This window comes from Pelagerythrobacter sp., from assembly GCF_041912895.1.
Classification (GTDB): domain Bacteria; phylum Pseudomonadota; class Alphaproteobacteria; order Sphingomonadales; family Sphingomonadaceae; genus Pelagerythrobacter.
In genome coordinates this window covers 1,320,664-1,339,846 of record NZ_JAYSGI010000001.1, presented here as the reverse complement: position 1 = coordinate 1,339,846, position 19,183 = coordinate 1,320,664, and the positions used below count along the sequence as shown (strand labels likewise).

Annotated in this window: 11 protein-coding genes; 3 read left to right on the top strand and 8 right to left on the bottom strand. The window is 67.6% G+C overall.

Features of this window, described 5'->3' with window-relative positions; translation table 11 throughout:
- Window positions 1-93: 93 nt before the first annotated feature.
- The 6 genes from ACE3QC_RS06725 to ACE3QC_RS06700 all read right to left on the bottom strand — a co-directional run bounded on the left by ACE3QC_RS06725 (window position 94) and on the right by ACE3QC_RS06700 (window position 11,511).
- Entirely contained in the window at window positions 94-3,339 is a 3,246-nt protein-coding gene (locus tag ACE3QC_RS06725; protein WP_374406489.1) for an error-prone DNA polymerase, read from the bottom strand.
- Window positions 3,336-4,832 (bottom strand): DNA polymerase Y family protein, encoded by a 1,497-nt coding sequence (locus ACE3QC_RS06720; protein WP_374406487.1) that lies wholly within the window; start codon window positions 4,830-4,832, stop codon window positions 3,336-3,338. Before ACE3QC_RS06720 ends, ACE3QC_RS06725 begins: the two co-directional genes overlap by 4 nt.
- The gene (locus ACE3QC_RS06715; RefSeq protein WP_374406485.1) at window positions 4,738-5,436 is read right to left on the bottom strand and encodes an ImuA family protein; all 699 of its coding nucleotides are present in this window, start codon (window positions 5,434-5,436) and stop codon (window positions 4,738-4,740) included. Before ACE3QC_RS06715 ends, ACE3QC_RS06720 begins: the two co-directional genes overlap by 95 nt.
- Before the next feature lie 169 nt (window positions 5,437-5,605).
- On the bottom strand, window positions 5,606-7,072 hold the full coding sequence (locus ACE3QC_RS06710) for an efflux transporter outer membrane subunit (RefSeq protein ID WP_374406483.1): 1,467 nt from the start codon (window positions 7,070-7,072) through the stop codon (window positions 5,606-5,608).
- A complete protein-coding gene (locus ACE3QC_RS06705) occupies window positions 7,069-10,323 on the bottom strand; it encodes a multidrug efflux RND transporter permease subunit (RefSeq protein ID WP_374406481.1) in 3,255 nt (1,084 codons plus the stop codon). The genes ACE3QC_RS06710 and ACE3QC_RS06705 overlap by 4 nt, the downstream gene beginning before the upstream one ends.
- A gap of 3 nt (window positions 10,324-10,326) precedes the next feature.
- The gene (locus tag ACE3QC_RS06700; protein ID WP_374406479.1) at window positions 10,327-11,511 is read right to left on the bottom strand and encodes an efflux RND transporter periplasmic adaptor subunit; all 1,185 of its coding nucleotides are present in this window, start codon (window positions 11,509-11,511) and stop codon (window positions 10,327-10,329) included.
- 95 nt (window positions 11,512-11,606) lie between these two features.
- On the opposite strand from ACE3QC_RS06700, the gene ACE3QC_RS06695 reads away from it, so the two are divergent.
- A complete protein-coding gene (locus ACE3QC_RS06695) occupies window positions 11,607-12,245 on the top strand; it encodes a TetR/AcrR family transcriptional regulator (protein WP_374406477.1) in 639 nt (212 codons plus the stop codon).
- Here the strand turns inward: ACE3QC_RS06695 and ACE3QC_RS06690 are convergent.
- Entirely contained in the window at window positions 12,239-13,408 is a 1,170-nt protein-coding gene (locus ACE3QC_RS06690) for an acyl-CoA dehydrogenase family protein (protein ID WP_374406475.1), read from the bottom strand. The genes ACE3QC_RS06695 and ACE3QC_RS06690 overlap by 7 nt on opposite strands.
- 148 nt (window positions 13,409-13,556) lie before the next feature.
- Between ACE3QC_RS06690 and ACE3QC_RS06685 the strand changes: the two genes are divergently transcribed.
- Entirely contained in the window at window positions 13,557-14,456 is a 900-nt protein-coding gene (locus ACE3QC_RS06685) for an ABC transporter ATP-binding protein (protein WP_374406473.1), read from the top strand.
- An 11-nt stretch (window positions 14,457-14,467) separates the two neighbouring features.
- Window positions 14,468-18,040 (top strand): M1 family aminopeptidase, encoded by a 3,573-nt coding sequence (locus ACE3QC_RS06680; RefSeq protein WP_374406471.1) that lies wholly within the window; start codon window positions 14,468-14,470, stop codon window positions 18,038-18,040.
- Here the strand turns inward: ACE3QC_RS06680 and ACE3QC_RS06675 are convergent.
- Window positions 18,037-19,011, bottom strand: a complete 975-nt coding sequence (locus ACE3QC_RS06675; RefSeq protein WP_374406469.1) for a DUF2891 domain-containing protein — start codon at window positions 19,009-19,011, stop codon at window positions 18,037-18,039. The genes ACE3QC_RS06680 and ACE3QC_RS06675 overlap by 4 nt on opposite strands.
- Window positions 19,012-19,183: the final 172 nt, after the last annotated feature.

Genomic DNA, 19,183 nt, shown 5'->3' with positions numbered 1-19,183 from the left:
TTGCTTCGGCGCTTCGACCCGGAAGGATATAGCCATAACGGACTATGGCTCCCACTCAATGCGCGGAAAGCGGGGAGCGGGTTAACCCGGTGCTCAATGGAAATCGCGCGACTTGGGCAGGAGCCGCACGTTGCGCGGATGCTGGGGATGGAGGAATTCGTCGGCGCGCGACAGCAGCGGGTCGGGATCGTGCGTCTCGGATAGCCGCGAGAGTTCGGCGGTGCGGTCGTGGATGCGGCTCGCCATCAGGTGGATCACGCCCTCGGGGCTCTTCTGCACTTCGCCTTCGACCAGCATCAGCCGCGCGGCCATCACTTCGCGCCGGAAGCGCTCGAACAGCCGTGCCCAGATGACCACGTTGGCGATCCCGCCTTCGTCTTCCAACGTGACGAAGATCGCATTGCCCTTGCCCGGTCGCTGACGGACCAGCACGACGCCCGCCACGTTCGCCTTGTCGCCGTTGCGCCGATCGCGCAGCGCGGCGCAGGGCGACACGCCTTCGGCATCGAACGCAGGGCGCAGGAACGCCATCGGGTGCGCTTTCAGCGACAGGCGGGTGGTCTGGTAATCGGCGGCGACCTGCTCCGACAACGCCATTGCGGGGAGCGCGGCGGACGGTTCGGTGCCGAGTTCGCGCGCCCTGTCGTCCCGTGCACGGGCGGCGGCGAACAGCGGCAGTTCGCCGGACGGCATTCGCCGCGCTTCCCACAGCGCCTCGCGCCGGTCGAGCCCGATCGAGCGCATGGCGTCGGCATCGGCCAGCAGCCGCAGCGCGCGTTGCGGCAGGCCCGCCTTGCGCGCGAGATCCTCGACGGTGACGTAGGGGCGATGCTTTGCGATTTCGTCCGCCCAGTCTTCGCGAAAACCCTCGATCTGGCGCAGACCCAGCCGCACCGCCCAAGCGCCACTTTCCCCAGGCTCCAGAGCATTGTCCCAATCGCTGTGGTTCGCGTCGATCTCGCGTACCTCGACCCCGTGCTCGCGTGCGTCACGCACGATCTGGGCGGGGGCATAGAAGCCCATCGGTTGCGAGTTGAGCAGCGCAGCGGCGAACACCGCCGGGTAGCGGCACTTGATGTAGGACGAGACCCAGACCAGTCGGGCGAAGGCCAGCGCATGGCTTTCGGGAAAGCCGTAGCTGCCGAAGCCCTCGATCTGGCGAAAGCAGCGCTGCGCGAAATCGCGTTCGTAACCGCGCGAAACCATTCCGCCGACGAGCTTCTCCTCCAGCGTGTCCATCTTCCCGAGGTTGCGAAAAGTCGCCATCGCGCGGCGCAATTTGTTGGCTTCGGATGGCGTGAACCCCGCCGCGACGATGGCAAGTTTCATCGCCTGTTCCTGGAACAGCGGCACGCCGAAGGTCTTGCCCAGCAGGGTACGCAGTTCGTCGGGTGGGTGCGGCGGGGCCGGAGAGGGAAATTCGACTTTCTCCAGCTTCTGCCGTCGGCGCAGGTAGGGATGGACCATGTCCCCCTGGATCGGGCCGGGGCGCACGATCGCGACCTGGACCACGAGGTCGTAGAATTCCTTCGGTTTCAGGCGCGGCAGCATGTTCATCTGCGCTCGGCTCTCGACTTGGAACACGCCCACGCTGTCGCCGCGCTGGAGCATGGCGAACACGTCGGGCGCCTCGCCTGGCACGCTGTCGAGCCGGTATTGCCGGCCGATATGCGTCTCGATCAGCGCGAAGGCCTTGCGGATGCAGGTCAGCATGCCGAGCGCGAGCACGTCGACCTTCATCAGGCCCAATGCGTCGATATCGTCCTTGTCCCACTCGATGAAGGTGCGCTTATCCATCGCGGCATTGTGGATCGGCACCGTCTCGTCGAGCCGGTCCTGCGTCAGCACGAAACCGCCCACGTGTTGCGACAGGTGGCGGGGGAAGTGGAGGATTTGCATGACGAACGCGTTGACCCGCGCGATGGCCGGATTGTCGGGGTCGAGGCCGCTTTCGACACACCGCTCGCGCTCGTAAGTGGAGGCGTAGCTGCCCCACACGGTGGTCGCGAGCCGCGTGGTCACATCCTCGCTCAGCCCCAGCGCCTTGCCCACCTCGCGCACCGCGCTGCGCGGGCGGTAATGGATCACCGTGGCGGCGATTCCCGCGCGGTGGCGACCGTAGCGCTTGTAGACGTACTGCATCACCTCCTCGCGCCGCTCGTGCTCGAAATCGACGTCGATGTCGGGCGGCTCCTTGCGTTCGGTGGAGATGAAGCGGGAAAACAGCAGGTCGTGCTTCGCCGGATCCACCGCGGTGATCCCGAGCACGAAGCAGATCGCCGAATTGGCGGCCGACCCGCGCCCCTGACACAATATCCCTTTAGCTTGGGCGTAGCCGACGATGTCGTGGACGGTGAGGAAATAAGGGGCGTACTTCGCACGAGCGATTATCGTCAGTTCCTCGCGCAGCATCCTTTGCAGCTTGGCGGGAATACCTGTGGGCCAACGTGTGCGTGCCTTGCTCCACACCAGTTCCGCGAGCCAGCGCTGCGGAGTGTAACCGTGCGGCACCGGCTCGTGCGGATACTCGTATCGCAAGTGATCGAGGACGAAGGCGATACCGGCCATGAAGTCCTCGATCGCTGCCAGCGCTTGCGGCGCGGCGACGAACAGGCGCGCCATTTCGGCCGGGGCCTTGAGGTGCCGCTCGGCGTTGGCGGCGAGCCTGCGCCCGGCGGCTTGCACGGTCGTCTTCTCGCGGATCGCGGTCATCACGTCGTGCAATGGCCTTGCTTCGGGGGCGGCATAGAGCGCATCGTTGAGCGCGATCGGCGGCACCCCGGTGCGCTTCGCCTGATCGAGCAGATGGGTGAGGCGGCGGGCATCGCGCCCCTGCCGCAGCATAGTCGCGCCCAGCCAGACGCGGCCCGGCGCGGCCGAGGCGAGGCGGGCGAGCAGGGCATCGCTCGCCGGAGGCAGCACGATCAGCTGCAGGTCCTCGAGAAAATCGAACAGGTCGCACTCGTGGAGAATGCAATCGCCCTTCGCCGCGCGCAGGTTGCCGGTGGTGAGAAGCCGCGTCAGCCGCCCCCAGCCATGCCGCGATACGGGATAGGCGATGATATCGGGCGTATCGTCGGCGAAGGCGAGCCGCGCGCCGACCAGCAGGCGGAAGGCGGGCGGTACCAGCCCTTCCTCCTCCGCCTTCTCGCACGCCTCGCGCAATGCGACATGCGCGCGCACCACGCCCGCCACCGTGTTGCGGTCGGCGATGCCGATACCCGCATGGCCGAGTTCGAGCGCGCGCGCGACCATGTCCGAAGGTTGGCTCGCCCCGCGCAGGAACGAGAAGCTCGTCGCCGCCGCCAGCTCCGCGTAGAAGGGCGCACCTTCGTTCATGCGAACAGCCCGTGGACGTACCACTGCGGATTGCCGTTTTCGCTGTAGAGGCCGTGGCGGAAGAGCCAGAAACGCTGTCCGGCATCGTCTTCCACGCGGTAGTAATCGCGCGTCGGGCCGTGTCCGTCGGGATGCTTCCACCACGGGTAGGCGATGCGCTCGGGGCCTTCGTGGCGGACCACGCGGTGCTGCCGCCCGCGCCAGCCGAAGCGGCGTGGCGGGCCGTCGGGCACCTCGGCGATTACGGTCACGCGCTGGGGCGGATCGTAGAGGAACAGCGGGCGCAGCGGTGGTTCGCCCGGTTCGGGGCTGGGCCAGGCGAAGGGTCCGGCTTCGGGCGGTGCGCGCGCGGCGGCATGTTCGGGCAGGTGCTCGTCGCGTGGGCGGAAGCGGCTGACGCTGTTGACCCCGAAGCGGACGCGCAACCGGTCAAGCAGAGGGGCGAGGTCCGCCTTCGCCGCATCTTCGCCCGCCAGATCGGGCTGCTCGGCATCGAGCGGCTCGACCAGCGGCGCGGCCAGCCGAACCATGTCGTAGCCTAAGCCGGGATCGAGCGGATCGGCCAGCGATTCCAGCCGCTCGGCGAACAGTGCGCGGATCGCGGGTGGATCGCGCAAAGGCCTGCCGCAAGCGACCGACAGCCGCGCGATATGGCCGTCGGTGCGGAACAGCGCGGCATCGAACCGCCGCCCGCCCGCGCCGCGCCGGGCGAGCTGGCCCTCGAGGTCCAGCGCCAGCCGTTCGATCACCTCAAGCAGCGGGCTCGTGGTCGCCATCGGTTCGGCGAAACGCTGTTCGGCCCATACCGCGGGCGGCGGACGGTGCGGGGTAATGCGCCGATCCTCTTCCTCCAGCAGCCGCGCCAGCCGCAGCGGCAGTTCGCGCCCGAACCGCGCGGCGAGCGGCGCGCGCGGACGGGCGGCGAGATCGCCGATCGTGCGCAGTCCGGCGCGTGCGAGTGCGAGATGCGCCTCGTCGCCGAGGCCGAGCGCCGCGACGGGGAGGTTGGCGGCATCGTCCACTCCGAACCGTGCCAGCGCCAGCGCCGCATCGGGCGTGGCGGCGTGCGCGAGCCTTGCCTGCAACCCCCGCCGGGCGAGCCGGACGGCGAGATCGCGGGCGATCCCTTCGGCATCCAGGCAGCCGGTCAGATCGAGCGCGAGCGTCGTATCCCCCGCCGCGGCGACCGTGGGCGTATAGCGCTCGCACGCTTCGACCAGCCACAGCAGCAGCGCACGGTCGGCTGCCGGATCGTGCGGAAACGCCGCGAGCTCCGGCACCCGTGCGCGGGCATCGGCGAGCGCCATGCCCGGCGACAGGCCGAGTCTTGCCGCAGCCGACGACAGCGCCACGATCCGCAGCGCGCCGCGCTGGTTCTCGGTGACGGCGAAAGGCGCGTCAGGCGGCGCGGTGCCGCTGGCGATCCGCCGTTCCGCCGGCAGGAACGGCAGATGGGCGGCCAGATAGCGGCGCCTTGAAGACAGCTTGCTCACGGTTCCATTCCAGTTGCACATGCAGCCCGTCGCGCCCGCCACGCTGGCGCAGCAGCCTGAGGTCGAACACGGGGTGCCCCGAGGCATTGGCGGGGAGCGGCGCGGAAGGGGCGCTCGCCACTTCCCAGCGCGTATGTGCGGCGCTCGGCATCGGGGCGGCGCCGGTGCGCACGATCAGTACCATGCAGCCTCCGCGCTCCGCCGCCAGCGCCAGCCGGCGCGAAGCGGTGAGATCGAGCTGCGGCACGCGGCCGTGGATCTCGATCACGACCGCGCCAGCCGCGCCATGGCGCACGCTTTCGCCTGCCGCGATCAGCAGGCCATGGAAGTCGGGCAGTTCCACCAGCAGCACGGCGTCGGGATCGAGCCCGAGTTCTGCGAGCCCCGGCGCGTAAGGCCGTCCGTGCGGCTTGCCGCTGGCGATGCGCAGCCACATCAGCGGCCGCGCGCTGCCGCAGGCCCGCGCCCCGAGCAGCAATGCGAACCCCGCCGCGGCGCCGGGTTCGCCATCGGGCGCCGCATAGAGTTCATGCACCCCATCGCCTCGCAACCCGCCGTTCAACCATGCGTCGGCCAGCGGCGCACCGAGCGCCAGCGTATCCACCAAAGGCGGCGAAGGCGCTGTAGGAGAAGCGATGCGTAACCTTGGCGATTCGACCATAATGTTCTTATTATGTTCTCAAGCCGATCCTCACGCAAGTCGCAAGTTCTGCTAGCGCAGGGCAAACGGTATGGAGCGTTCAGGCGAGGGCGCCCTTTTGCGCGCGCCAGAATCAGTCGATGCTCTCGCCGCTCGGTTGCTCGAACCCGCCGCCCAGCGCGACGAACAGCGTCGCGCGGTTCTGGAGCCAGGCGCGGCGGGTGGCGAGGAGTTGCTGCTGCGCGCTGAACAGGTTGCGCTCGGCGTCGAGCACTTCGAGATAATCCGCCACGCCTTCGCGGTAGCGCAGGCGGGCAATGCGCGCGATCTGTTCCTGCGCGTCGAGCGCGCGCTCCAATGTCTCGACCTGCTCGGCGAGGTAACGCCGGCCGGCAAGCGCATCGGACACCTCGCGGAAAGCGGTCTGCACGGTGCGGTCGTAGTTGGCGACCTGCTCCACCTCCAGCGCGCGGGCGAGGTCGAGATCGGCCTCTCGTGCGCCCCAGTCGAAGATCGGCAGGCTGATCGTCGGGCCGAAGCTCCAGCCGAAACCGTCGGACGAAAACAGCCCGTCGAGATCGTCGGAGGTGAAACCCGCGCTGCCAGTGAGCGAGATCGTCGGGAAGAACGCCGCCCGCGCCGCGCCGATATTGGCGCGCGCGGCGCGAAGCTGCTCTTCGGCGGCGACGATGTCGGGTCGGGCGAGCAGCAGGTCGGAGGGAAGGCCCGCGGCGAGGCGGCGCTCGTCACCCTGCGCGGCCAGCGTCAGGCCTTGGGACAGGCCCTCGGGCACCGTTCCGCCGACCAGTACGGCGAGCTGGTTGCGCAGTTGCGCCAGCGCCAGCCGCTCGCTCGCGAGCTGCTGCTCGGCCTGCGTCAGCAGCGTTTCCGCCTGGCGATAGGGCAAGGCGGAGGTGACGCCGTTGTCGAGCCGCAGCCGCTCGATCCTCAGCCCTTCGCGGCGGCTGTCGGCGGTCGCTTCGGCGAGTGCGATCTGTTCCTCGGTCTCGACGATCTCGAAATAGGTCGTCGCGGTGTCGGCGATGAGCGAAAGGTAGAACGCGCGCTGCGCGGCGATCGTGGCGAGATATTCTGCCCTCGCCGCTTCGCTGAGGTTGGCCACGCGGCCCCAGAAATCGAGTTCGAAGGCGCTGACGCCCACCCCGACATCGAACCGGTTGAATGTTATGGTGGCGGGCGCTTCCGGCGCGGGCTCGCTCGGGTCTCCGCCGATGCCGCCACCCAGCGTCGGATTGCCGGCAAGCGACTGGCGGGTACGCACGCCGCTGGCGTCCGCGACCACTGTGGGAAGCCGGCGGCTGTCCTGAATGCGATAGCGCGCCCGCGCCTGCTCGATCCGCGCGGTCGCGGCGAGGAGGTCGCGGTTGTTCTCGAGCGCGCTCGCGATCAACCCCTCCAGCCGCGGGTCGACGAACCAGTCCCGGTAGGAAAGTTGCGAGGCAACTGCGCTGCCGTCGGGCCGGTATTCGCTCTCGTAGGCGGTCGAGACCGCCAGTTCGGGCCGGGTGTGCTCGGGCGCGAAGTTGGCGCAACCCGTCAGCGCGGTGGACAGCAGGACCATAGGGATCAGGCGTTTCATCGTGCGGGCTCCCCACCGGTCTCGGGGCCGGTGTCTGGCGTGCTGGCCGGCGCCGGCGCATCTTCCATATGCCCGGCCGCGCTCGGCTGCTTGCGGCTGATGTTCCGGCGGACCAGGAGGTAAAGCATCGGGATCAGGAAGATGCCGAGCGATGCCGCGGCGATCATCCCGCCCATCACCCCGGTGCCGACCGCCGCGCGGCTGGCCGCGCCCGCGCCGCTCGCCAGCACGAGCGGGACCATGCCCATCGTGAACGCGAGTGAGGTCATGATGATCGGGCGCAGGCGCAGGCGGGCTGCGGCCTTCACCGCGTCGATCCGCCGCTTGCCGCGTTCCTCTTCCTCGATCGCGAATTCGACGATCAGGATCGCGTTCTTTGCAGCGAGGCCGATGATCGTGATGAGCCCGACGTTGAAATAGACGTCGGCCGACAGCCCGCGCAGCATCGAGAACAGCACCGATCCGAGCACACCCATAGGGACGATCAGCAGCACGGCCAGCGGCACCGCCCAGCTTTCGTAGAGCGCGGCGAGCACGAGGAACACCACGACCACCGACAGGCCGAGCAGAAGCCCGATCTGGCCACCGGCCTGCTTTTCCTCGAACGAGATGCCCGTCCACTCGTAGCCGATGCCCTGCGGCAACTGGCTGGCGAGCCGTTCCATCTCCTCCAGCGCGGCGCCCGAGGATTCGCCCGGCGCGGCCATGCCCGACAGGGTCATCGCCGGATAGCCGTTGTAGCGCGACAGGCTCGCCGGCGCGGCCGACCACTCGGCGGTGGCGAAGGCGCTGAACGGCACGAGTTCGCCCTGCTGGTTAGGGATGCGCAGCGACAGGACGTCGTCCGGCGTCATGCGATAAGGCGCATCGGCCTGGACCAGTACCTGGAGCACGCGGCCTTCGCGGTTGAAGTCGTTGGCATAGGCGGAGCCGAAGGTGATCGAGAGCGCCGCGTTGACGTCGGCCAGCGACAGGCCGAGCGCGCGTGCCTGGACCCGGTCGATATCGACCGCGAGTTCGGGGCTGGGGCCCTGATCCTCGGGCCGCAGGTTGGCGACCAGCGCGCTCTGCGAAGCCATGCCGAGAAGCTGATCGCGCGCCGCCATCAACGCCTCGCGGCCCAGGCCGCCGCGATCCTGGAGCTTGAGCGTGAAGCCGCTCGCCGTACCGAGCGACTGGATCGCCGGCGGCTGGATCACGAACGCCGTTGCGCCATCGTTCTGCATGAACTGGCCCATCGACGCTTCGAGCATTTCCCCGGCGCTGCTTCCTTCGCCGGTCCGCTCGCCCCATGGTTTGAACGAGGCGAACATGATCGCGTTGTTCTGGCCCTGCCCGAAGAAGCTGAAGCCGCGCACGACCACGAGGTTCTGGACCTCCTCGCGTCCGAGCCAGAAGTCGGTAATCGGCTCGAGTGCTTCGTCGGTGCGTTCCTGCGTCGCGCCCGGAGGGGCCTGAACGGCCGTGATCAGAAAGCCCTGATCTTCGGTCGGCAGGAACGCGGTGGGAAGGCGGAAGAACAGCAGCACCGTCACCGCCACGAGCACGAGAAACACGGCGAAGGCACGGAACGGGCGCGCAAGAATGCGGTCGTTGGCACGCCCGTACTTCTCCTGCATGCGGCCGAACCAGCGGTTGAAGCCGGCAAAGAAGTTGCCCGCCTTGCGCTTGGCGCGGGCGAAGCGGCCGCGCCAGCCGGGCTGCGCTTCGGCCTCGTGATCGATCTCCGGCTCGTCGCCGTGATCGTGGGCGATGGGCTTCAGGAACGTGGCGCACAGCGCGGGGGTGAGCGACAGTGCCAGGAACGCCGAGAAGAAAATCGCGATCGCCAGCGTGACCGAGAACTGGCGATAGATTCCGCCCGTCGATCCGGGGAAGAACGCCATCGGCACGAACACCGCGATCAGCACCAGGGTGATGCCGACGATCGCGCCGGTGATCTGGCCCATTGCCTTGCGCGTGGCTTCGAGCGGCGGAAGCCCCTCCTCGCGCATGATGCGCTCGACGTTCTCGATCACCACGATCGCGTCGTCGACCAGAATGCCGATGGCGAGCACCATGCCGAACAGCGACAGGACGTTGATCGAAAATCCGAACAACCACAGGCCGAGGCACGCGCCGGCCAGCGCGATCGGGACGACGAGCGTGGGGATCATCGTGGCGCGGAAGTTCTGCAGGAACAGGAACATCACGAGGAACACGAGCACCATCGCTTCGGCCAGCGTCTTGACCACCTCTTCGATCGAGGCTTCGACGAAGGGGGTGGTGTCGTAGGGAATCGACCAACTGGTATCGCCGGGCAGGCCGGGCGTGATCTCTGCCATCCGCTGCTTGACGCCTTCGGCCGCCTCCAGCGCGTTGGCGCCGGTGGCGAGCTGGATGGCCATGCCCGCCATCGGCTGGTTGTTCAGCTCGGTCGAGGTCGCGTAGGTCTGCGCGCCGAGTTCGACCCGCGCGACCTCGCCCAGCCGCACGACCGCGGCGCCGCTGTTGGCGCGCAGGATGATGTTCTCGAATTCCTCGACCGTGGTGAAGCGGCCGTCGGTGGTGATCGTGGCGTTGATCTGCTGCCCGTCGGCGAGCGGCTGCGCGCCGATCGCGCCGCCGGCGGTCTGCGCGTTCTGCTCGCGGATCGCCGCAAGCACGGCAGCAGGCGACAGGTTATACGAAGCCAGCGCGTCGGGATCGAGCCAGATGCGCATCGCGTAGGACGAGCCGAACAGCGTGACATCGCCCACGCCGGGCACGCGGCGCAATTCGTCGACCACCTGATTGGTGGCGATATTGCCGAGGTCGGTGCTCGTCAGGCTGCCGCTTTCGGACGTCAGCGCCACGATCATGAGGAAGCCGGCGTTGGCCTGCCGCACCGTGATGCCCTGTCGGCGGACTTCTTCGGGAAGGCGCGCCTCGACCGTGCTCAGCCGGTTCTGCACTTCGGTCTGCGCGATATCGATATCGGTCCCGGCCTCGAACGTCAGCGTGATCGTCGCCGTGCCGTTGGAGCCGCTGGAAGAATCCATGTAGAGGAAGCCTTCGACGCCGTTGAGCTGCTGCTCGATCACCTGCGTGACGTTCTGCTCCAGCGTCTGCGCGTCGGCGCCGGGATAGGTCACGTTGATTGCTAGGGAAGGCGGAGCGACTTCGGGATATTGCTCGATCGGCAGCGCACGCAGCGCGATCACGCCGGCGAGCAGGATGCCGAGCGCGACGACCCATGCGAAGATGGGGCGGTCGATGAAAAACCGTGCCATGGATCAGCGCGCCTCGCTCGAAGCCGCAGTGGCGGGCGCAGCAGGCTTGGCGGCGGCGGCCGGAGCCTTCCGCCCGCTGGGCGCGTTGGCAGCCTTGACCGGAGCGCCGGGGCGGATCTTCTGCAAATTGTTGACGATTACCACGTCGCCCGCCTTGAGGCCGCTCTCGACGATCCACCGGCCATCGACCATGGCGCCGAGCTTGATCGGGCGCAGCGCCGCCTGGCCCTTGCCGTCGATCACGTAGACCGATCCGCCGTCTTCGGTCAGCGTCACCGCGCGCTGCGGCACGGCGATACCCTGCTGGACCTCGCCGGCGAAGATCTGCGCGCGGACGAACTCGCCCGGCAGCAGCAGGCCCGAGGGGTTGGGGAATTCGGCGCGCAGCGCCACGGTGCCGGTTTCCTGATCGACGGTGTAGGCGAGGAAGTCGATATAGCCCGGGATCGGATATTCGGTCCCGTCGCTGAACGTCAGCCGGACCTCGATCCGGTCGTTCTCGTCGAGCGCGATCTCGCCCGCCGCGACCGCGCGGCGCAGGGCGAGCACTTCGCTCGCCGACTGCGCGAAGCTGACGTAGACCGACGAGATCTGCTCGATCCGCGTCAGCAGCGTGCCTTCGGTCTGGCTCACCAGTGCGCCTTCGGTCACTTGCGCGCGGCCCGCCCTGCCGGAAATCGGCGCCGTCACGGTGGTATAGCCGAGCTGGAGCGAAGCGGCTTCCACCTGTGCGCGGATTTGCGCGACGTTGGCGTCGGCTTCGCGCGCGGCGGCCAGCGCGGCGTCGTATTCCTGACCGCTGATCGCGTTTTCCGCCACCAGCGGGCGATAACGCTCGACCACCGCGCGGGCGTTGGATGCCGTGGCGCGCGCGCGTTCGAGCGACGCCTGCGCCTGGGCGTAGCTTGCGCGCAGCTCACGCGGGTCGATGCGGAACAGCGCCTTGCCGGCGCTGACATTGGAGCCCTCTTCGTAAAGCCGGCTCTGCACGATCCCGGTCACGCGCGCACGCACCTCGGCGACGCGGATAGGTTCCACCCGGCCGGGCAGCTCGATGACGTTGGGAAGCGCCTGATTCGCTACCGTCACGGTCTTGACCGGAATCGCCTGAGGCGCGGGCGGCTCCTCGGCTCCCGAGCATGCGGCAAGCAGGAAGCAGGCGGAGAGGCCGATGAGAAGGCGGTTCATCGCGAGGGCTTTCAGTCAGGTTTTGTGCAGGTGCGAAGGTGTAATAGTAATTACACGGTTGTCACGCAACCCGGAATCGTGGAGTCGAAACAATCATGATCGATGAATTCGAATTCTGCCGTCTCGATCGTCGCCGTCAGGCGATCGTCGAGGCTGCACGCACGCTGTTTATCGAACAAGGTTACGAACGCACGACACTCGGCCATATCGTCGAGCATGCGGGCGGCTCGATGGCGACCGTCTACAAGCTGTTCGGCAACAAGGACGGTCTGCTCGAAGCCGTCGTGTTCGAGAAGGCGGCCTCGGGCGAAGCGCTGATCCGCGAAGCTGCCGCCTGCGGGCTGGACCCCGAGGGAACCTTGCACCGCATCGCCGACGCGCTGCACGACAAGTTTCTCGATCCCGACGGCGTAGCGCTGGTGCGGATCGTGATCGCGCGCAGCATCGACGACACCGATTTCGCGCGCCGCTTCTTCGAACGGACCGCGACGCGGACGCGCGACGCGCTCGAAGAGCTGTTCGTCTACTGGCGGGCGAAGGGTGTCCCGATGACGGGCGACCCGGAAACGCTCGCCGAAATATTCCTCGGCCTGTTCGTCAGCGATCTGCAGACCGAAGCGATCAGCCACGGCGCCGGGGGGCAGCTTTCGCCGGACCGGTTGCGCGAGCGAACCGATTTCTTCTGCCGGGGCGCCGGATTCGCCGGCGCCGCCCACCCGGCTCGCGCTCAATAGCTTCGCGGCATGCCGAGCACGTGTTCGGCGAGGTAGGCGAGGATCAGGTTGGTCGAGATCGGCGCCACCTGATATAGCCGCGTCTCGCGGAACTTGCGCTCGATGTCGTATTCCTCGGCGAAGCCGAACCCGCCATGCGTCTGGATGCAGGCGTTGCCCGCTTCCACCGAGGCGTCGGCGGCGAGCATCTTGGCCATGTTGGCTTCGGTGCCCATCGGCTTGCCCGCTTCGTAGAGCCGCGCCGCTTCATGCACCATCAGTTCGGCCGCGCGCATGTTGGCGTAGGCACGGGCGATCGGGAACGACACACCCTGGTTGGCGCCGATCGCGCGACCGAACACCTGCCGTTCTCCGGCATAGGCGGCCGCCTTGCCGATGAACCACTTGGCGTCGCCGACGCATTCGGCGGCGATCAGCGTGCGTTCGGCGTTCATGCCCGAGAGGATGTAGCGGAAGCCTTTCCCTTCCTCGCCCACCAGCGCGCTCGCGGGAATGCGCACGTCGTCGAAGAAGACTTCGGTGCTGGCGTGGTTCATCATCGTGCGGATCGGGCGGATGGTGAGCGATGTGCCCACCACTTCGCGCATGTCGACGATGAAGGTGGACAGTCCCTCGGTCTTCTTCGCCGCGTCCTCGCGCGGGGTGGTGCGGGCGAGCAGGAGCATCAGGTCCGAATGTTCGGCCCGGCTGGTCCAGATCTTCTGCCCGTTGACGACATAGTGATCGCCGTCGCGCACCGCCGTGGTGCGCAGCGCCGTCGTATCGGTCCCGCTCGCCGGCTCGGTGACGCCGAATGCCTGCAACCGCAGTTCCCCGCTCGCGATGCGCGGCAGATACGCGCGCTTCTGGTCGTCCGATCCGTGGCGCTGGATCGTGCCCATGATGTACATCTGCGCGTGGCACGCGCCGCCGTTGCAGCCTTCGGCCTGGATCGTCTCGAGCACCGCCGCAGCCGCCGACAGGCCGAGGCCCGAACCGCCGTATTCCTCGGGGATCAGCACCGAAAGCCAGCCCGCCGCGGTCAGCGCGGCAACGAATTCGCTCGGATATTCGCGCGCCGCGTCGAGCCGCCGCCAGTATTCGCCGGGAAAGCGCGCACACAGCCGCCGCACGCCTTCGCGGATCTCGGGAAAATCTTCGCTGTCGTAGGGGCTCAGGTCCATCCGCGATCGTCCTCGTTGCGCGTGACCGTCGTTCGCGTAATGGCGCGCAGGGCGCAAGCGCGATGTTGAACGACCCATACCGCTCGACCAACGCCGCTTTACCATGTGGCCGCCAAACCCTACCCTCGCCGGACAGGAGGGACCCCACATGCTCGAACTGACCGACGTCACCCACGTCTATCCCAACGGAACACGCGCGCTCGATGAGGTGACGCTGTCGATCCCCAAGGGCATGTTCGGATTGCTGGGGCCGAACGGCGCGGGCAAGTCCACCCTGATGCGCACCGTCGCGACGCTGCAGACGCCCACATCCGGCGCGATCCGCTTCGGCGATATCGACGTGCTGGCCGAGCCCGAGAGGCTGCGCGAGCGGCTCGGCTACCTACCGCAGGATTTCGGCGTCTATCCGCGCGTTTCGGCCTACGACATGCTCGATCACATGGCCGTGCTGAAGGGTGTGGCATCGGCCGCCGACCGCAAGGCCACGGTCGAGACGCTGCTCAACCAGACCAACCTGTGGGCGGTGCGCAAGAAGGCGATCGCGGGCTTTTCGGGCGGCATGCGCCAGCGTTTCGGCATCGCCCAGGCGCTGATCGGCAACCCCGAACTGATCATCGTCGACGAACCGACCGCCGGGCTCGACCCCGAAGAGCGCAACCGCTTCCTCAACCTGCTGGCCGAGATCGGCGAGAACGTCGTCGTGATCCTCTCCACCCATATCGTCGAGGACGTCGCCGACCTGTGCCCGCGCATGGCGGTGATCGTCGACGGCCGCATCCGGCTGGAAGGCGCGCCGCGCGAACTGATCGAGCGGGCGCGCGGAACCGTCTGGGCCAAGACCATCGCGCGCGGCGAACTCGATTCCTACCGCGAGCGCTACGAAGTGATTTCCACGCGCCTGTTCGCGGGCAACACGATCGTCCACATCCTGTCCGAAAGCGATCCGGGCGAAGGCTTCGCGCCGGTCGAAGGTGGGCTGGAGGATGTCTATTTCTCCACGCTCGCGACCACCCGCCGCGGCCTGACCGCCGAAGACCTCGCAGCCTGAGGGGCCGGGCCATGTTCGCCAAGATCGCCGGCTTCGAGCTGCGCTACCAGTTCCGCAACCCGGTGTTCTGGGTCGCGACGATCCTGTTCTTCCTGCTGACTTTCGGCGCCGCGACGAGCGACGACATCCAGATCGGCGGCGGAGGCAACATCCACGTCAACAGCCCGCTGGCGATCGTCCAGACGCAGCTGATCCTGACGCTGTTCTACATGTTCGTCACCACCGCGTTCGTCTCCAACGTGATCGTGCGCGACGAGGAAAGCGGCTTCGGCCCGATGGTCCGTTCGACCAGGGTCAGCAAGTTCGATTACCTGATCGGGCGCTTCGCCGGATCGCTGCTTGCCGCGCTCGCCGCGTTTCTCGTCGTGCCGCTGGCGATCTGGCTCGGATCGCTGATGCCGTGGGTCGATGGCGAGACGCTGGGGCCGAACCGGATCGGAGACTACGCCGCCGCCTATCTCGCCTTCGCGCTGCCCAATATCGTCATGACCAGCGCGCTGTTCTTCGCGATCGCTACCGTGACGCGGTCGATGATGTACACTTACGTCGCCGTCGTGCTGTTCCTGGTGCTGTACATCGTGTTCACCGCGGTGGTCGGCTCGCAGCCGGAACTGCGCGACTTCGCCGGCTTCGCCGAGCCTTTCGGGCTGGCGGCCCTGTTCGAAACCACGCGGTATTGGACCGCTGCGGAATCGAATACTCAGGTGCCGACGCTCGGCGGAATGATTCTGTGGAACCGGCTGATCTGGCTCGGCTTCGCGCTGCTCGCGCTCGCTTTCGCCTACTGGCGCTTCCGCTTCGGCGAGAAAGGCCTGTCGCAGCGCAAGGCGAAGAAGGAGGCGAAGCTGGCCGCGGGCGATCCGGTGATCGTCGACAGATTGCCGGCGCTCGATCCCGCGCGGGCCGGCTGGGCGCGGCTGTTCGTGCGTACCCGGTTCGAGATGGGCCAGGTGTTCCGCAGCCCGGCGTTCTTCGTGTTGCTGCTGATCGGTCTCTTCAACGCGGGCAGCGCGCTCTATTTCGGCAACGAACTCTACGGCACGCCCGCGCGGCCGGTCACTTTCGCGCTGATCCAACCGCTTTTCGGCAGCTTCCTGCTGATCCCGATCATCATCGCGATCTACTATGGCGGCGAACTGGTCTGGCGCGACCGCGAGCGCAAGATGCACGAGATCGTCGATTCCACATCGGTGCCCGGCTGGTCGTACATGGTGCCCAAGACGATCGCGGTGGCGCTGGTCCTGCTCACCACGCTGCTGATCTCGGTGGTCGCGGCGATGTTGATCCAACTCATCCGTGGCTATGCCGACTTCGAACTGGGGAAATACTTCGCCTGGTATATCCTGCCGATGTCGGTCGATATGGTGATCCTCGCCGTGCTGGCGGTGTTCATCCAGGCGCTCAGCCCCAACAAGTACGTCGGCTGGGGCATCATGGTAGTGTACCTCGTCGCCACGATCGTGCTCTCCAGCATGGGCTTCGAGCATCCGCTCTATCTCTACGGCAGCACGGGCTCGAATCCGGTATCGGACATCAACGGGGCCGACGTCGGCTGGGCGATGGGGTGGTGGCTGCGACTGTACTGGGGCGCCTTCGCACTCGTGCTCGCGGTGCTCGCGCATCTGCTCTGGCGGCGCGGGGCGGATGGCGCGCTCATGCCGCGTCTGCGCAGCCTGCCCCGGCGGCTGGTGTCGCCTGCTGGCGCCTTGCTGGGCGCTGCGCTGCTGGTTGCGGCGGGGAGCGGAGCATTCCTGTTCAACCAGATGAACGTGGTCGAGGAATACCGCACGCAGGACGACAACGAAGCGCAACTCGCCGCCTATGAGAAGAAGTACCTGAAGTACGAGAATCTCGCGCAACCCGCGCTGACCGATGTGACGATGCGGGTCGATCTCTATCCCAACGAAGGCCGGATGGTCGCGCGCGGCCGTTACGCGCTGGTCAACGACACCGACGCGCCGATCGCGCAACTTCATGTGCGCCTGCCCGATCCCAACGCGGAGATTCTCGACATCACGGTTCCCGGCGCGCGCCTGGCGATGAACGATGCCGAAAACCGCTATCGCATCTACGAATTCGCGGAGCCGCTGGCGCCCGGTGCGACCGCGGACCTGACGTTCGAGACGCGCCGCTGGCAGCGCGGCTTCCGCACCACGGGCAACGATACGCGGCTGGTCAGAAACGGCACCTTCCTCAACAATGGCGAATTCGCCCCGGTGATCGGGATGGACCGCTCGGGCCTGCTGCAGGACCGGGCGACGCGCCGCAAATACGATCTGCCGGCCGAACTGCGCCCGGCCAAGCTCGAGGACGAAAGCGCGCGCGACCGCAACTACGTCGGCAATGCCGACTGGGTGACCGCCGACATCACGATCTCGACCGTTCCGGGCCAGACGCCGATCGCGCCGGGCGTGCGCGTGTCGGATGAAGTGGTGGACGGGCGGCGCGTGGCCCGGTTCGTCTCGGACAGCCCGATCCTGTCGTTCTTCTCGATCCAGTCGGCCGATTACGCGCTGCGCGAGCGGATGGCGGACGGGGTCGACCTGCAGGTGTTCTACCACGCCGCGCACGACTTCAACGTCGACCGCATGCTTGACGCGATGGAGCGTGCGCTCGGCTATTACCGTGCCAATTTCGGGCCCTATCAGTTCTCGCATGCGCGGATCGTCGAGTTCCCCGGCTATGCCTCGTTCGCGCAGGCTTTCGCCGGGACGATGCCCTATTCGGAATCGATCGGGTTCATCGCCGACAACGCCGACGAGGAAAGCATCGATTACGTCACCTACGTCACCGCGCACGAGATGGCCCACCAGTACTGGGCGCACCAGCTTATCAGCGCCGACCAGCAGGGCGGCACGATCATGGTCGAGACGCTGGCGCAGTATTCGGCGCTGATGGTGATGAAGGAGCTGTACGGCGAGGACAAGATCCGCCGCTTCCTCAAGTTCGAGCTCGACAGCTACCTTTCGGCGCGCGGCGGCGAGGTGATCGAGGAACTGCCGCTCGAGCGGGTCGAGAACCAGTCGTACATCCATTACCGCAAGGGCTCGGTGGTCATGTACCTGCTGCAGGACCGGCTGGGCGAGGACCGGGTGAACGCGATGCTCGCCGGCCTGCTCGACCGCTATCGCTTCCAGGGGCCGCCCTATGCCACCTCGCGCGATCTTGTGAACGGCTTCCTCGGCCTTGCGCGTAACGAGCGTGAGCGGCAGCTGGTGCAGGACCTGCTCCAGCGGATTACGCTCTACGATCTGAAAGCCGAGAGCGCGACCGTGCGCGAATTGCCCGATGGCCGCTTCGAGACCACCCTGACGGTCGCGGCGGACAAGTTCTATGCCGACGGCAAGGGCAAGGAGACCAGGGCGCGGCTCGACGACGTGATCGAGATCGGCCTGTTCACCGCGCGGCCGGGGCAGGGCGCGTTCGACCGCGACAACGTGCTGTTCATGGAGCGGCGGCCGATCCGGTCGGGCGAGCAGACGATCCGTGTGATCACCGAGGAAAGGCCGAGCTACGCGGGGATCGACCCGTACAACAAGTACATCGACCGCAACTCCGACGACAATATCGCGGAGACGAACTAGCCCTCCAGCGCGAGGAGGGCGAAGCTGGCGAGCCAGTGGCTGCCCATGTAGTCCTCGCCGATATGCGGCAGGCTGGCGGCGATGTGCGCGTCGGCCACCGGGGCGAAGCGCTCCGGCTCGCCGAGCGCCCGGCCGATCGCGCGCCAGCACCAGGCGCGGCTGAGATTGAGCCCGTCGAGGTGCGCGATCTTGCCGTCGCTGCGGTCGGAGACGTGGACTGGCGCGAACAGCATCGCGGGCTCGCGATCGTCGGCGTGGGGCAGGAACGCGGCGAACCAGTCCGCGAACTCCCCGCGTTCCATCACCCGGCTCATCAGCAGCGCGGCGGTGAGGGCGGGCGAGAGGAACTCGTCGCCGCCCGGCTCCCACCCGCGATAGTCGCGCCGGTCGCCGAACCAGTGCCGCGCCCGCTCGCCAATGAGGCCGGCGAGCGCCGGGTCGCGCCCCTCGGCCCATTCCAGCGCAAGCGTGAGCGCGAAGGCGGTGTTGTAGTGCGTGCCCACGGTGATCGGGTAGGTCAGCCGGGGCAGGTGATCGGCGAACATCGCGGCGAAGCGCAGCGCGAGCGGTTCGAGCGCGTCCGCCCACCCGGCCTCGTGCCGCGCGGCCTCGGCATGCAGCGCGAGCAGCCAGCCCCAGCCGTAGGGCCGCTCGAACCCGGCGCTGTAGGGCCGGTCGAGCCGCGCGAGCTCGCCCGCGACCTTTCCCGGCACCAGCATCGCGTCGGCGCGCGCGCGAATGTCCGCGGTTTCGGGCATGGCGGAAAACAGCCGCGCGAGCCGCAGCACCTGCCACCAGCCGTGGACGCACGAATGCCAGTCGAAGCTGCCGTGAAAGATCGGGTGCAGTTCGGCAGGCTCGACCGCGTCCTCCGGCCCGGTGAGCACGAAATCGAGCTTGTAGGGGTAGCGCAGGCCGAGATGACCCAGCGTCATCGCCGCGAAGCTGCGGGCGTGATTTTCGGTCAGCATTGCGGCGAGATCCGGCGCGCCGTGGACCACAGACCCACCCCCTTCAAAAAACTTTCCCGTCGTCGTTGCGCGGGAGACAACGCGCGGAAAATACACGCGAATCCATCACCGCGCGCCACCGATGCGGGCGTGTACTTTGTCACCTTCCACGAGTGGGGGATCGCGGCGAGCG

What these genes read in the sequence shown, in the direction of transcription:
- ACE3QC_RS06710 (WP_374406483.1), bottom strand. Translation starts at nt 7,072, where the DNA reads ATGAAACGCCTGATCCCTATGGTCCTGCTGTCCACCGCGCTGACGGGT.
- ACE3QC_RS06680 (WP_374406471.1), top strand. Translation starts at nt 14,468, where the DNA reads ATGTTCGCCAAGATCGCCGGCTTCGAGCTGCGCTACCAGTTCCGCAAC.
- ACE3QC_RS06705 (WP_374406481.1), bottom strand. Translation starts at nt 10,323, where the DNA reads ATGGCACGGTTTTTCATCGACCGCCCCATCTTCGCATGGGTCGTCGCG.
- ACE3QC_RS06700 (WP_374406479.1), bottom strand. Translation starts at nt 11,511, where the DNA reads ATGAACCGCCTTCTCATCGGCCTCTCCGCCTGCTTCCTGCTTGCCGCA.
- ACE3QC_RS06695 (WP_374406477.1), top strand. Translation starts at nt 11,607, where the DNA reads ATGATCGATGAATTCGAATTCTGCCGTCTCGATCGTCGCCGTCAGGCG.
- ACE3QC_RS06725 (WP_374406489.1), bottom strand. Translation starts at nt 3,339, where the DNA reads ATGAACGAAGGTGCGCCCTTCTACGCGGAGCTGGCGGCGGCGACGAGC.
- ACE3QC_RS06685 (WP_374406473.1), top strand. Translation starts at nt 13,557, where the DNA reads ATGCTCGAACTGACCGACGTCACCCACGTCTATCCCAACGGAACACGC.
- ACE3QC_RS06690 (WP_374406475.1), bottom strand. Translation starts at nt 13,408, where the DNA reads ATGGACCTGAGCCCCTACGACAGCGAAGATTTTCCCGAGATCCGCGAA.
- ACE3QC_RS06675 (WP_374406469.1), bottom strand. Translation starts at nt 19,011, where the DNA reads ATGCTGACCGAAAATCACGCCCGCAGCTTCGCGGCGATGACGCTGGGT.